This is a genomic window from Terriglobia bacterium (genome assembly GCA_032252755.1).
Lineage (GTDB): Bacteria > Acidobacteriota > Terriglobia > Terriglobales > Acidobacteriaceae > JAVUPY01.
The window spans coordinates 1-13,311 of the sequence record JAVUPY010000038.1; the positions used below are offsets into that span (position 1 = coordinate 1).

10 protein-coding genes are annotated in these 13,311 nt (G+C 59.7%); 7 read left to right on the forward strand and 3 right to left on the reverse strand.

Going from position 1 to position 13,311, the window contains the following annotated elements; genetic code table 11:
- Positions 1 to 2,047 (reverse strand): M14 family zinc carboxypeptidase (locus ROO76_08895; protein MDT8068269.1); only part of this gene is annotated, 2,047 nt, incomplete at its 3' end.
- A gap of 321 nt (positions 2,048 to 2,368) precedes the next feature.
- On the opposite strand from ROO76_08895, the gene thrS reads away from it, so the two are divergent.
- The 5 genes from thrS to ftsH all read left to right on the forward strand — a co-directional run bounded on the left by thrS (position 2,369) and on the right by ftsH (position 10,478).
- Complete coding sequence (gene thrS / locus ROO76_08900; GenBank protein ID MDT8068270.1) at positions 2,369 to 4,306, forward strand: threonine--tRNA ligase; 1,938 nt, start codon at positions 2,369 to 2,371, stop codon at positions 4,304 to 4,306.
- A 163-nt stretch (positions 4,307 to 4,469) separates the two neighbouring features.
- Positions 4,470 to 6,080 carry an amidase gene (locus tag ROO76_08905; GenBank protein ID MDT8068271.1) on the forward strand — a complete coding sequence of 537 codons (1,611 nt, stop codon included), beginning with the start codon at positions 4,470 to 4,472 and terminating at the stop codon, positions 6,078 to 6,080.
- A 127-nt stretch (positions 6,081 to 6,207) separates the two neighbouring features.
- Complete coding sequence (gene tilS, locus ROO76_08910) at positions 6,208 to 7,665, forward strand: tRNA lysidine(34) synthetase TilS (GenBank protein MDT8068272.1); 1,458 nt, start codon at positions 6,208 to 6,210, stop codon at positions 7,663 to 7,665.
- 44 nt (positions 7,666 to 7,709) lie between these two features.
- Entirely contained in the window at positions 7,710 to 8,243 is a 534-nt protein-coding gene (locus ROO76_08915) for a phosphoribosyltransferase family protein (protein MDT8068273.1), read from the forward strand.
- A 321-nt stretch (positions 8,244 to 8,564) separates the two neighbouring features.
- Positions 8,565 to 10,478 carry an ATP-dependent zinc metalloprotease FtsH gene (gene ftsH / locus ROO76_08920; protein MDT8068274.1) on the forward strand — a complete coding sequence of 638 codons (1,914 nt, stop codon included), beginning with the start codon at positions 8,565 to 8,567 and terminating at the stop codon, positions 10,476 to 10,478.
- A 100-nt stretch (positions 10,479 to 10,578) separates the two neighbouring features.
- Here the strand turns inward: ftsH and ROO76_08925 are convergent, their stop codons facing one another.
- The gene (locus ROO76_08925; GenBank protein MDT8068275.1) at positions 10,579 to 10,776 is read right to left on the reverse strand and encodes a hypothetical protein; all 198 of its coding nucleotides are present in this window, start codon (positions 10,774 to 10,776) and stop codon (positions 10,579 to 10,581) included.
- Positions 10,777 to 11,081: 305 nt separating this feature from the next.
- Between ROO76_08925 and ROO76_08930 the strand changes: the two genes are divergently transcribed.
- Entirely contained in the window at positions 11,082 to 11,663 is a 582-nt protein-coding gene (locus ROO76_08930; protein MDT8068276.1) for a hypothetical protein, read from the forward strand.
- Between the two features lie 35 nt (positions 11,664 to 11,698).
- Entirely contained in the window at positions 11,699 to 12,460 is a 762-nt protein-coding gene (locus ROO76_08935; GenBank protein MDT8068277.1) for an SGNH/GDSL hydrolase family protein, read from the forward strand.
- Between the two features lie 65 nt (positions 12,461 to 12,525).
- Here ROO76_08935 and ROO76_08940 read toward each other — a convergent pair whose 3' ends face one another.
- Positions 12,526 to 13,230, reverse strand: coding sequence for a pirin family protein (locus ROO76_08940; GenBank protein MDT8068278.1), 705 nt, complete (start codon positions 13,228 to 13,230; stop codon positions 12,526 to 12,528).
- Between the last annotated feature and the right edge of the window lie 81 nt (positions 13,231 to 13,311).

Consider the following 13,311-nt stretch of genomic DNA (forward strand, 5'->3'; position numbering starts at 1 on the left):
CATCGGCGACGAAGCGCTTGAGGTTGGCCAGGCCTTCCTGACCGAGGCCGGGGCGGATGTCCGGCGTCGAGTCGATGCGGCCGAGGTTCGGCGTCAGCGCGGATTTCTGCCACGGCAGAGGATTGCCGTACATCGGCAGGCCGTCGACGATGTCCTTCGCCTCCGCGCCGCCGATCGGGCCGAACAGGATGGCGTCGTACTTGCCGCGCAGGTTCTTCGCGCGCGCGACGGTCTGTGTGCTGATGTAATCGTACTTCACGCCGAGCTTGTCCAGCGCCATGCGCCACCAGCCTTCGGTCTGCGTGTCCAGCCAGGTGTGCAGGATGGCGATGCGCGGCAGCTTGCCGTTCACGCCGAGACCGGTCGCGCTGAACGCAGGTTGCGCCGGCGCATCGGCGCTGCGCATCGGCACTTTCAGGATCGACGGATCGGCGATGCGCACGACGCTCGTGCCGAACAGGTCGCCGAACGACCAGCCGGTGTCGTCGTAGGGGTGCTTCTGCGGATCGTCCGGGGCCCAGTACTGGCGGTCGAGCAGGGTGTCGGCGATGCGCGAATAGGGCTGGTCCATGCGCACGATCCAGCTTCCGGCCGGAAAGTTGCGCGCAGCGGTCTTGGCCTGCGGCGGTTCGGTCGGCTGCTTGTCCTTGGCCGGCTTGGACTCGCCCTGCGTTGGCGCCTGCACGGTGAATGCGGCATCCGCGCTGCTGAGTTCAACGTGCTGTTTCGCCAGCACGCGCAGCAATTCCGCCTGCGCGCCGGGATGCGCGTCGTCTGCCGGCAGCACGTAGGCAGCCGGTCCGGCGAGTTGCGGCTTTTCAATCGAGTTCCTGGACTTGAGCCAGAAATTGGTCAGGTACTTCTGGCCGTTGCGGGCGAAATAATCGAGTGCGGTGAGCAATCCGGTCTGCGTGTAGTTGTTGTTGTCGCGCTGCGACCAAAGCACCTTCGGCAGCGGGGGATTGGGTTTGTACCAGGTGCGTGCGTATTCGTCCGGATCGAGGATGCGTTCGACCGTGTCGGCGCCGTCGTTGCCGAAGGTTTCGTACAGGCGGCTGATGCCGTTGTGCATGGCGGCGATGAACATGAGATAGCCCGGGCTCCAGGTGTCGAAGTCGCCGTGCGTGAACACGCCGGGCATGCCGAACTTGGTCAACTGTTCGACGTTGTTCCAGCCGAGTTGTTGCCATTCGCCGGTCAGGATCGGATCGATCCACGCGTTGTAGGGACCGTCGCCCACGGTGTTGTCGTACAGGAACGGCACCGATTCGTGCAGGTCGTGCAGTACCTGCGCGTGCCAGCCGACGTAGGTGTCGAGCACGTTCTTCGTCAGATCCAGCGTCACGCCCATCGCGTCGCGGTTGTTGTCGTGGGCGACGTAATGGCCCCAATACATGAGCGGCGGATAGTTGTCGTTCGGGTGCGCGCGATGCCATTTGTACAGGTCCACCATGCGATCGCGGCCGTCCACTTCGACGACGGGCGTGATCAGCGTGACGACGTGCGAGCGGATGTACCGGATGTAGGGCGCGTCGTCGACGGCGAGGCGATAGGCGAGTTCCATGACCGACGTCGGTGAACCCGTCTCGGTGGAATGGATGGTCGCGGTGATGTAGTAGACCGGCGTCGTCTGCTTCACGATCGCCGCGGCCCTGGCATCGTCCATGCCGAGCGTGCGCGGATCGGCCAGTTGCGCGAGACGTGCCTTGTTTGCGTCCAGATCCTTGATCAACGCTTCGTCCGCGACCGCCACGGCGATCATCTCCCGACCTTCCTCGGTGTGTCCGATGGTGAAGACCTTCACGCGCGGCGTGGACTTCTCGAGCAGGCGGAAATAGCGGTAGACATCTTCCGCGTACGGCAGCATGTTTGGCGCGCCGGCAACATCGCCGAGCACCTTTTCCGGCGTTGGCACCGTGTTCGATGCCGGCAGGTAATCGGTCAGTGGCGAGTTGAAATCCGCCTGCGTCGTGTACTTGGCGATTTTTGCCGTGTAGGCCTGATCGACCGGCTGCTGTGGGTCGCGGGCGAAATGATCATCGGCCATGGCGCCACAAGGCGATAACGCCAGGCAAGCGGCGAACAGCAAACCGTGAATGGACAAACGCATGCGTAACCCCCGGATTTCGGACACGATGATCCGCGAGCATAGCGGCCAGCCGGATGCGTGTCATGGCCGAAGGTCATGGTGCGATTGAAAGCGGCGGCATGGCGTGGGAAAATCTCGGCAAGCAAAGACCGAGGTGGCGCGCGGGCAACCGCCGTCGAGCGTGCGACATGTCGACTAGGGCGAACAAAATCTAAACCTTTACGCCACGATGCAGACCAAGGCGCCGCGGCGCCTTTTTTATTGCTTGGAATTCCCACCATGATCAATATCACTCTTCCCGACGGCAGCCAACGCCAATTCGAAAATCCTGTGACGGTGGGCGACGTTGCCGCCTCCATCGGCGCGGGCCTCGCCAAGGCCGCGCTGGCCGGCAAGGTCGGCGACAAACTCGTCGACACGAGTTACCGCATCGACCACGACGCAAGCCTCGCCATCATCACGGAAAAAAGTCCCGAAGCGCTCGACATCCTGCGCCACTCCACCGCGCACCTGCTCGCGCAGGCGACGCAGCGGCTGTTTCCGGACACGCAGGTCACGATCGGCCCGGTGGTCGAAAACGGGTTCTATTACGACTTCGCGCGCAAGACGCCATTCACGCCGGAAGATCTCGACAAGATCGAGGCCGAGATGAAGAAGATCGTCGGCGAGTCGCTCCCGGTCGAGCGCCGCGTGATGCGCAAGGACGACGCGATCAAGTTCTTCAAGGACAAGGGCGAGGTCTACAAGGCGCAGATCATCGACGAGATCATTCCGCCGGGCGAGGAAATCTCGCTGTACGGGCAGGGCGACTGGGTGGACCTGTGCCGCGGCCCGCACGTACCGAACACGAACAAGCTGCGCGCGTTCAAGCTGATGAAGGTGGCTGGCGCCTACTGGCGCGGCGACTCGAACAACGAGATGCTGCAGCGCGTCTATGGCACCGCGTGGCTCAACGACAAGGATTTGAAGGCATATTTGACCCAACTCGAAGAAGCCGAGAAGCGCGACCATCGCAAGCTGGCCAAGCAGCTCGATCTGTTCCATCTGCAGGAAGAAGCGCCGGGCCTCATTTTCTGGCATCCCAAGGGCTGGTCGATCTGGCAGGTGGTCGAGCAATACATGCGCCGCGTGTACCGCGAAACCGGCTACGGCGAGGTGAAGGCACCGCAGGTGCTCGACGTCGCGCTGTGGAAGAAGTCGGGCCACTGGGACAACTACAAGGACAACATGTTCTTCACCGAATCGGAGAAGCGCACCTATGCGCTGAAACCGATGAACTGTCCCGGCCACGTGCAGATTTTCAACCATGGCCTGCACAGCTACCGCGACCTCCCCATCCGCTACGGCGAATTCGGCGGCTGCCATCGCAACGAGCCTTCGGGCGCATTGCACGGCATCCTGCGCGTGCGCGGCTTCACCCAGGACGACGCGCATATCTTCTGCACCACCGACCAGATCGTCGACGAGGTCGTGGCGTGCATCGACTTCGCGAAGGCGGTGCTCGATACCTTCGGCTTCGACAAATTCCAGGTGGAACTCTCGACCTGGGATCCAAACGACAAGAAAAACTATGCGGGCTCGGACGATCAGTGGAAGCTCGCCGAGCATTCGCTCGAAATCGCGCTGAAGCGGCGGAATATCGAGTACAAGACGATCCCCGGCGAAGCGGCATTCTACGGACCGAAAATCGACGTCAAACTGGTCGATGCGATCGGACGCCTGTGGCAGCTCTCGACCGTTCAGTTCGACTTCAACCTCCCGGCGCGGTTCGGACTTGAATACGTCGGTGAAGACGGACAGCGGCATCAACCCGTGATGGTGCACCGCGCGCTCTACGGTTCGGTCGAACGCTTCTTCGGCGTGCTGATCGAGCATTACGCCGGAGCCTTTCCGCTCTGGCTCTCGCCGGTGCAGGTGGCGATCGTGCCCATCGCCGAGCGTCATGCGGAGTACGCGAATAAGGTCGCTGCGGAGCTGCGCGGCGCCGGCATTCGCGTCGAGGTGGACGCGCGCAACGAGAAGATGAACGCCAAGATCCGCGAATTCGCGCTTCAGAAGATTCCGTTCATCCTCGTAGTCGGCGACAAGGAAGCCGAGAGCGGCCAGGTCAACGTCCGTGTGCGCGGGCAGGAGAAGGCGGAAGGCACCGTCAGCACCGTCGACTTCGTCGAACGGGTGAAGAGGTTGGATCAGAGCAAAAGTACGGGACTGATTTAAGACCGACTCACCACAGAGGCACAGAGACACCGAGAAGGACGGGTCAAAACGGCCTGTCCTTCACGTTTGTCTGGGTGAATCCGCGCAAATCTGCGGTTCGCTTTTCGCTCCCTTCGAGGTTTAGGTCCATGGGTGTATCCTTCCCTGTTCTCTAGGAGCTCTCATGTCTAATCGTCGCGACTTCCTCAAAACTGGTGTCCTCGGCGCGGCTGCCGTCGCGGCTGCATCGAAGCTTGAACTCTCCGCCTCGGCGCAAACCTCGTCAAAGCCGTTCGAACTCGAAGAGATCACCGTTGCCGAGTTGCGGGCGGGGCTCGACTCCGGGCGGTTTACTTCGCAGCAGCTCGTCGAGATGTACTCGCAGCGCATCGCCGAGATCGACAAGCAGGGTCCGTCCATTAACGCCGTCATAGAGATGAACCCGGATGCGATGGAGATCGCGGCCAAAGCCGACCAGGAACGCAAGGTTGGCGGCGGCCACGGCCCAATGCACGGCATCCCCGTACTCATCAAGGACAACATCGCAACCGCCGACAAGATGTCGACCTCGGCCGGTTCGCTGGCGCTGAAAGATGCTAAGTCGCCAAAGGATGCGTTTGTCGCTGCCCAACTGCGCAAAGCCGGCGCGATCATCCTGGGCAAGACCAATCTCAGCGAGTGGGCAAACATTCGCTCTTCACACTCTTCCAGCGGCTGGAGTGGCCGAGGCGGTCAGACGCATTGTCCGTACGCGCTCGACCGCAATCCTTCGGGTTCGAGTTCCGGCTCCGGTGTGGCGGCCAGCGCGAACGAATGCGCGGTGGCGATCGGGACGGAAACGGACGGGTCAATCGTGTCGCCCTCGTGCTCGAACGGGCTGGTGGGGATCAAGCCGACGGTGGGACTAATCGGGCGCACCGGGATCATTCCGATCTCTCACACACAGGACACCCCCGGACCGATGGCACGTACGGTAGCGGACGCCGCTGCGCTGCTGACCGTGCTGGCCGCCGTCGATCCCGAAGATGCCGCCGCGAAAGCTTCGGCCGGCAAGGCGCAGGATTACCTCCGAGCGCTCAATCCCAACGGGTTGAAGGGCGCGCGGTTGGGCGTATTAAGGAAGTATGCAGACGTCGGTATCAATGAATTGAAGCTTTTCGAGGATGCTCTGAAGGTCCTGAAAGGCAGCGGCGCGGAAATCATTGATCCCCTCGAGATCAAGAGCATGGGGAGCTTCGACGACAAGGAGTTCCAGGTTCTGCTCTATGAATTGAAAGCCGACCTGCCGAAGTACTTTGAGTGGTTCGGCCCGACATCGCCGCTGAAGACGCTCGCGGACGCGATCAAGTTCAACGACGATCATGCAGCCGAGGAGATGCCGTACTTCGGGCAGGAAGTCTTCCTGAAAGCGCAGGACAAGGGACCTCTGACCTCAACCGAATATGTGAAGGCATTAGAGGCCTGTCGAAAGGGATCGCGCGACGAAGGCATCGACGCCGCGATGAACGAGCAGAAGTTGGACGCGATCATCTGTCCGACCGGGACCTGCGCCTGGCCGACGGACCTGGTAAACGGTGACGGCGGTTATGGGAGCGCGTCATCACTGGCAGCGGTAGCCGGCTATCCGCACATCACGCTGCCGATGGGCTACGTCTTCGGAATGCCGGTAGGGATTTCGTTCTTCGGACGGGCGTGGAGCGAAGCGAAACTGATCAGCCTGGCGTACGCATACGAACAGAAGACGAAGTTCCGGAGAGCGCCGAAGTTCCTGCCGACGGCGGAGGTAAAAGTATAGGGACGAAAGGACTAATGCAGAGGCTGCGGAGGTCACAAAGGGAAACAGCGACTTTTCCAGGCGTGGTTTCCCTCAGCGTCCTCCGCGCCCTCTGCGTTTCTCTTTCCCCACGATGTAGTATTTCTCCGTGCTTCAGAAGCTCCTAAGCTACATTCGCGAGCGGCATTTGGTTCGCGCTGGCGAACGGATCGGCATTGCCGTTTCCGGTGGTGCCGACTCGGTAGCGCTCTTGCGCGCCATGCTGGGGCTACGCGAGGACTTGGGGATCGTTGTCTCGGCTGTTCATTTCAATCACAAGATTCGTGGCCGCGAAGGCGATGCGGACTCCGAATTCGTAGGTGAATTGGCGAAGCAGCACGGGCTGGAATTTCATCAAGGCTGTGATGATGTACCTGCGTTCGCAAAGAAGCATCATCTGAGTACGGAAGCCGCAGCAAGACGATTGCGCTATGAGATGTTTCACAAGCTGCTTGCCGGGCAGAGCGTCGATAAGATCGCCACAGCGCACACCCGGGACGACCAGGCGGAGACGGTGTTGCTGCGTGTTCTTCGTGGTGCGGGAACGAGGGGCCTGGCTGGAATTCACCCGATGCTAAAGCTCGAGCGGGGTGCGATCATTCGCCCGATGCTGAGGGTCACTCGAGCCGAAGTTGAGGACTACCTAAGATCTCTAGGTCAGCCATGGCGAGAGGACGCGACTAATACTGATGTTGCGTATACCCGAAATCGCGTCCGGCATGAGTTGCTGCCGCTGCTCGAACACGACTACAACCCAAGCGTCCGGGAGGTTCTGGCGGCGGCCGCCGAGGTAGCACGTGATGAGGACGCGTTTTGGAAGGCGCTGATAGAGCCGCTGGCCGAGACGGCAATCGCATCTGACGACGAAGGCGCGACGGTTCGCTTGGACAGCTCAGCGACTCAGTCGCTTGCGGTTCGCCGCCGACTGCTCCGCCTGGCCGCCGAACGAAGCGGCCTGCGACTGGATTTTCACCACGCGGAGCAGGTGCTTGGACTGCTTGAGAAATCAAAGGGAGCGAGGGTGGAACTCCCGCGAGGGTGGCGGGCCCGGCGGATTGGGCCGAAGGCAATTCAGCTCAGCCAGAAGGGAGAAAACAGCCCCACGTTTCGCGCTGAAAACCGCGCCAAGAATCGGGCTCCTCGGAACGGGAATGACTCACCTGGCTACGAATACCCAATCAGCATCCCCGGCGAGGTTGAGATCGCGCAGGTTAGGACTGTGGTTCGCCTAAGTATCGTGGATAAGATCGATAGCGCAGAGAGTTATAATCCGGCATCTCTGCTGGATGCTTCGCGGCTCACGGCTCCGCTGGTGTTGCGGAATTGGCGGGCGGGCGACAGAATGCGCCCCCTGCATCGCGGCTCGGAAGAGAAGCTGAAGCGCCTCTTCCAGGAAAAGAAGATTCCGGCGGAACAACGCTCCTTATGGCCGGTTCTTACGAGCGCTGACCGGGTGGTTTGGGCCAAGGAGCTTGGGGTTGTCACAGAGTTCGCTGCTACATGTGACGCAGCCGCAGTGCGAATTGAAGTTGAAGAACGAACTCACTCAGGCCAAGAGAAGGCTTGAATGGTGAATCGAACAACCAAGAGCTAGGAACGAAGAACGAATCGATGGCCCTACCCACCAACCCGAAGGTTGTGATCACTCCGGAGCAGATATCCAAGCGGATCGCTGCCATGGGGCGGCAGATCACCGACGACTACAAAGGCAAGACGCTGCACATTGTCACAGTGCTCGAGAACGGGTTTGTCTTTGCGGCCGACCTTGTACGCGCGCTCGACGTGCCGATGGTCTGCCACTTCGTGCGCCCGTTCACCCGCGAAGTCTCGCAGGGCAATGTTGCCACTACCGAAATCTTCTACCGCCCTGAGTTGGAGGTAGGCGGCCAGGATGTTTTGCTGGTGGATGGACTGATGGAATCCGGGGTGACTTCGGAATTCCTCGTGCGGAACCTGATCGGGCGAGGCGCCGTTTCGGTGAAGGTGGCGGTGCTACTCGATCGGCAGTCGCAGCGCCGGGTCGGCATCCAACCTGATTACTTCGGTTTCCTGGTGAACGAAGACTACGTCTACGGATATGGATTGGGTGGGCCGGATTTGGGTCGCAATATGCCCTATATTGCCATTGGCCAGCAAAACGCGTAATCGTCTAGCCTGCCCGGGCAGCACGCAAACATCCGCCAAAACACTGATTCGGAGTGATGTCGATAGCATCTCTACTCGGCCCGCTGTCGCTTCTTGACAGAGGTCGCGAGCAGACGCAAACCTCAGGAATTAGGGCGTTTGCCGGGGTACGTGCCTGCCGTTCTACAACCAAATCGGCAAGATAATTGCTCGTAAAACGGTTACAATCGTTACGCTGGGGTTGGGAAAAACCTAGGTCGTTAGTAGCCCAATGGCATCTAATGACGCAGGGGCTCGTGTTTTTGGGCTTCACGCTTTCCCCTCTAGATACAGGAGTTTTTCGTGAATTCAACCGCTAAACAGGTCGTGTTCTGGCTGGTCATTCTGCTGTTCGGTGTACTGCTGTGGCAGGTAGTCCACATGAGCGCCAATGGTATGAAGGATCAGGAGATCAATTTCTCCGACTTCATGAACAAAGTGAATCAGGGCGCCATTGCGGATGTGACCATCGATGGGCAGCAGGTCCACGGTCACTACAAGGACGGCAAGACCCAGTTCCACACGACCGTTCCGGTAACCTATCCGGACATGAATAAAGCCCTTCTCGACAAGGGCGTGAACGTTAACGTGCGCGACACCAGCGGGGCCGGATGGCCTACCTGGCTGCTTCAATTCGCACCGCTCATCCTGATAGCCGCAGTGTGGTTCTTCATGCTCCGCCAGATGCAGACTGGCGGCAACAAGGCACTTTCGTTTGGAAAGAGCCGAGCGCGCTTGCTCTCCATGCAGCAGAAGAAGGTCACTTTCAAGGATGTGGCCGGCGTGGACGAGGCGAAGGAAGAGCTGAAAGAGATTATTGAGTTTCTGCGCGAGGCGCAGAAATTCCAGAAGCTCGGCGGACGCATCCCCAAAGGCGTGCTGCTGGTCGGGCCTCCGGGAACCGGCAAGACCTTGCTGGCGCGAGCTGTTGCCGGCGAGGCCAACGTTCCTTTCTTCAGTATTTCGGGTTCGGACTTCGTCGAGATGTTTGTCGGCGTCGGCGCGAGCCGCGTCCGCGATCTGTTCGAGCAGGGAAAGAAAAATGCCCCCTGCATCATCTTCATCGATGAAATCGACGCCGTCGGACGTCATCGTGGCGCTGGCCTCGGCGGGGGACACGACGAGCGCGAGCAGACCTTGAACCAGTTGCTGGTCGAGATGGACGGCTTCGAGTCCAACGAAGGTGTCATCCTGATCGCCGCAACGAACCGTCCGGACGTTCTCGATCCGGCGCTGCTCCGTCCCGGCCGATTCGACCGCCGCGTGGTGGTTTCGCTGCCGGATATTGGCGGCCGCGAAGAAATTCTCCGGGTCCACACCCGCAAGATTCCTCTCGCGGACGACGTCAACCTCTCAATTCTCGCTCGTGGGACACCGGGTTTCAGCGGCGCTGATTTGGCCAACATGGTCAACGAGGCTGCCCTGAACGCCGCCCGTCACAACCGCAAGACGGTTCTGATGTACGACTTCGAGTTGGCGAAGGACAAGGTTCTGATGGGTGCCGAGCGCCGCTCGATGATCCTGACCGACGAAGAGAAGAGGGTCACGGCATTCCACGAAGCCGGTCACGCTCTAGTCGCGGCGATGAGCCCGAACGCGGATCCGCTGCACAAGGTCACAATTATTCCTCGCGGCATGGCGCTGGGCGTCACCATGCAACTGCCGGAGACCGATAAGCACAACTACACGCTCGACTACCTCGAAACGCAGATTTCGGTGCTGATGGGCGGTCGACTAGCCGAGGAGATGTTCCTCAATCAGATGTCGACCGGCGCTGGCAACGACATCGAGCGCGCCAGCGATTTGGCCCGCAAGATGGTTTGCGAGTGGGGTATGAGCCAGTTGGGTCCGCTGACCTTCGGAAAGAAGGAAGAGCAGATATTCCTTGGCCGCGAGATCGCTCAACATCGCGACTTCAGCGAGGAGACCGCGATCAAGATCGACGAGGAAGTCCTGCGGTTTGTGAATGAAGCCTACGCGCGGTCGAAGAGCATCCTCGAGACGCACAGGGATGCGCTGGAGCGGATCGCCCTGGCGTTGCTCGAACGCGAAGTTCTGGACGCCGCTGAGATCCAGTTGCTGATCCAGGGCAAGCCGCTTCCGGAACGCGTGTCGCCATCGTCGCCCGACGACCACGGGAACGTGCAGCACGTGCTCAAGCCGGAACCGGGACGCCAGCCTGGACTGGCTCCGGGCGAGCGGCCATCACCGGCGTAAAGGAAACTGGAACCAATTAAAAGCGATGTCCGGAAAACCGGACATCGCTTTTCGTTTTGGAAGTTAAACCTGCCAACAGCGGCGAGCAACCAGCCAGCCGTCACGGCTTTTCTGATCGGTCGGCCTTTGGCGATTTTTTCGTGTAGCAGTTGTGGGCCTTTTCCATGTCGACCAGTTCTGCGATGCTCCGCGCCGTTCCGACGGTCAGGAAGCAGCGCAGGCAGATTGAATCCCACGTACCATCACCATTGTTTCGATACTGAAACTCTGGCCGCGGAAGCGTCGCATGATCGACCATCTTAGCGCCCTCAACTATTCGGGAAAGCGAGGATTATAAACAGGAATCCCGGGAAATCAAGACCTTCGTTGTCAAAATCCTGGCACCGTTCAACGACACAACCGTGACGAGGAAGAGCCGAAACGTAAGGAACTCATGGAGTTTTCCTGCAAAATATTTTCCTTCATGCCTAATGGATAGCAGCTTTGGATGAAATGAATGTGAAAAGTCCATGGAACATAGCTATCTATGTGATGTGCGGCGGCACAAAAGTGGGTTCGCTCCTATGTATCTGGTAAGCTTGCACCTGCATGGAGGTGTAAGCCGTGCGTATATCCAGGGTTCCAGTATCTTTGGCAATTCTCGGCTGTGCCCTTTGCGCGTTCGCGCAGGAAGCGGCAAAACCCTCGCAGGAAACCACGAAGCCCGCGCAAGAAGCTCCCAAACCTGTTCCGCCCATGAGTCCCTTCCTGCGACTCACTTCCGCCAAGACAATCTTTCTCGAGGCTTCCGGCGGCAGCGACATCCCTTACAACGTGATCTCGTCATCGATGGAAGGCTGGGGGAGATACCAACTCGTCAAGTCGCCAGAAGAGGCGGACCTCATCATGAAGATCGTCGCACCCTCGGACGGTGGGGGTGGGGTGACGGTCTCGAGTTCGACCAAGAGCGATGAATTCGGCAGACCCCAAGATTCCGTTTCCAGTACTCGTGAGCTGTCTTCCGGCGATGGAACGGTGAAGCTCGTCGTCTATGACGCTCACAGCAAGGTGCCGCTGTGGTCGGCAACGGAAGAGGCGAAGGGCGCGATGCGCCAGAAGGCGCGCGAGGACAACCTGGTGAAGGCGTCGGAAAAGGTTTTCACGAAGTTTCACGACCGCATCGAGCCACCAGCGAAAGCACAGTAGTCTCATTGATCCCGCGAATGGAGCGCTGAAGATTCATGATGAGAATCCCTGCATTCCTACTCCTGTTGTTTTCATTCAACGTGTTTGCGCAGCAATCCCAACCTTCGGCGGACCGCGCCGGAGTGCGCCTGGAATGGTGGAAGGAGTCCCGCGCGAATGTTTATCTGAACGATTTCGGCGAGTTGAATCGGTACCGTGAGGCGAATCAGGCGCTGCCGGCAGAGAAGCCTGGAGAAAACCGAGTCGTGTTTTACGGTGACTCGATCACGGACATCTGGAAGATCGCCGACTCGTTTCCCGGCAAGCCATACATCAATCGAGGCATCAGCGGGCAGACGACCTCGCAGATGCTCGTGCGCTTCCGCCAGGACGTGATCAAACTGCATCCGAAAGTCGTCGTCATACTGGCTGGCACCAACGACATTGCCGGCAACACAGGCCCGATCTCGCTGGAAGATATCGAGGGCAACATGGCCTCGATGACGGAATTGGCGCGAGCCCATGACATCGCCGTGGTGTGGTCGTCGGTCACGCCGGTTAACAATTACACGCCGCGCTCGCAGGACTTCTTCGCGACACGGCCACCGGCTGAGATCCTCGAGCTGAATCGTTGGCTGAAGCAGTATTGCGCGGACAACCACCTCGTTTACCTCGACTACTTTTCCGCGATGGTCGACAAAGATGGCTTGCTGCGGCGCGATCTCGCCGAAGATGGATTGCATCCGAACGCTGCGGGATTCGCGATCATGGCTCCGCTGGCGGAGGCCGCCATCCAGAAGGCGCTTGCGTCGCACTAAAGCCCTGAAAAAAAGCCCCACCCTGGCAACTAAGGCCAGGATGGGGCACGATCCTTACGAGGGATTCAGGCCAGATCAAACAGGATTACTTCCGACTTCTCGCCGTTCGCATTTGTTAGCTGGAAGGCACCTTCCTCAGCGATGGCGGCGCCGTCGCCCGGTTTCAGGGTTTCGCCATTCAGGACGACGCTTCCGCGCGCTACCTGCAGCCAGCCGTAGCGGCCGGGCGCGAAGATGTGCCGAGGAGTGTCACCGGGCTCGAGCACGGACGCATACACATTGGCGTCCTGGTGGATCTTCACGGAACCCTCGCGTGCGTCGGGCGAAGCGATGAGGCGGAACTTGCCGCGCTTCTCCGTATCCGGAAAAGTCTTCTGCTCGTAGCTCGGCTTGAGCCCTTCCTGCTCGGGCAGCAGCCATATCTGTAACAGGTGCACCCAGTCCTTCTTCGAGTGGTTGAACTCGCTGTGGCGGACGCCGGTTCCAGCGCTCATACGCTGAACCTCTCCGGGCTGAATACTCGACCCATTGCCCATGCTGTCGCGGTGCGCCAGTTCGCCCTCGAGAACGTAGGTGATGATCTCCATGTCGCGATGGCCGTGCATGCCGAAGCCCATGCCGGGCTTCACCCAGTCTTCGTTTATCACGCGCAAGGCTCGGAAGCCCATGTTGGCCGGATCGTAGTAATCGCCGAATGAAAATGTATGAAAAGTGTTGAGCCAGCCGTGGTCGAAATGGCCACGTTCACTGGAACGCCGGACCTGGATCATGGGGCCTCCTTTTGCGCCTGCCGATAAATTATTCGTTATAACAGATGATTGGACAGCAAAAAGGATTCAGGCTGTGCTCGG

Excerpts from the sequence above, each read along its gene's own strand:
- ROO76_08925 (MDT8068275.1), bottom strand. The coding sequence starts at position 10,776 with ATGGTCGATCATGCGACGCTTCCGCGGCCAGAGTTTCAGTATCGAAAC.
- ROO76_08905 (MDT8068271.1), top strand. The coding sequence starts at position 4,470 with ATGTCTAATCGTCGCGACTTCCTCAAAACTGGTGTCCTCGGCGCGGCT.
- ROO76_08915 (MDT8068273.1), top strand. The coding sequence starts at position 7,710 with ATGGCCCTACCCACCAACCCGAAGGTTGTGATCACTCCGGAGCAGATA.
- ROO76_08935 (MDT8068277.1), top strand. The coding sequence starts at position 11,699 with ATGATGAGAATCCCTGCATTCCTACTCCTGTTGTTTTCATTCAACGTG.
- ROO76_08940 (MDT8068278.1), bottom strand. The coding sequence starts at position 13,230 with ATGATCCAGGTCCGGCGTTCCAGTGAACGTGGCCATTTCGACCACGGC.
- thrS (MDT8068270.1), top strand. The coding sequence starts at position 2,369 with ATGATCAATATCACTCTTCCCGACGGCAGCCAACGCCAATTCGAAAAT.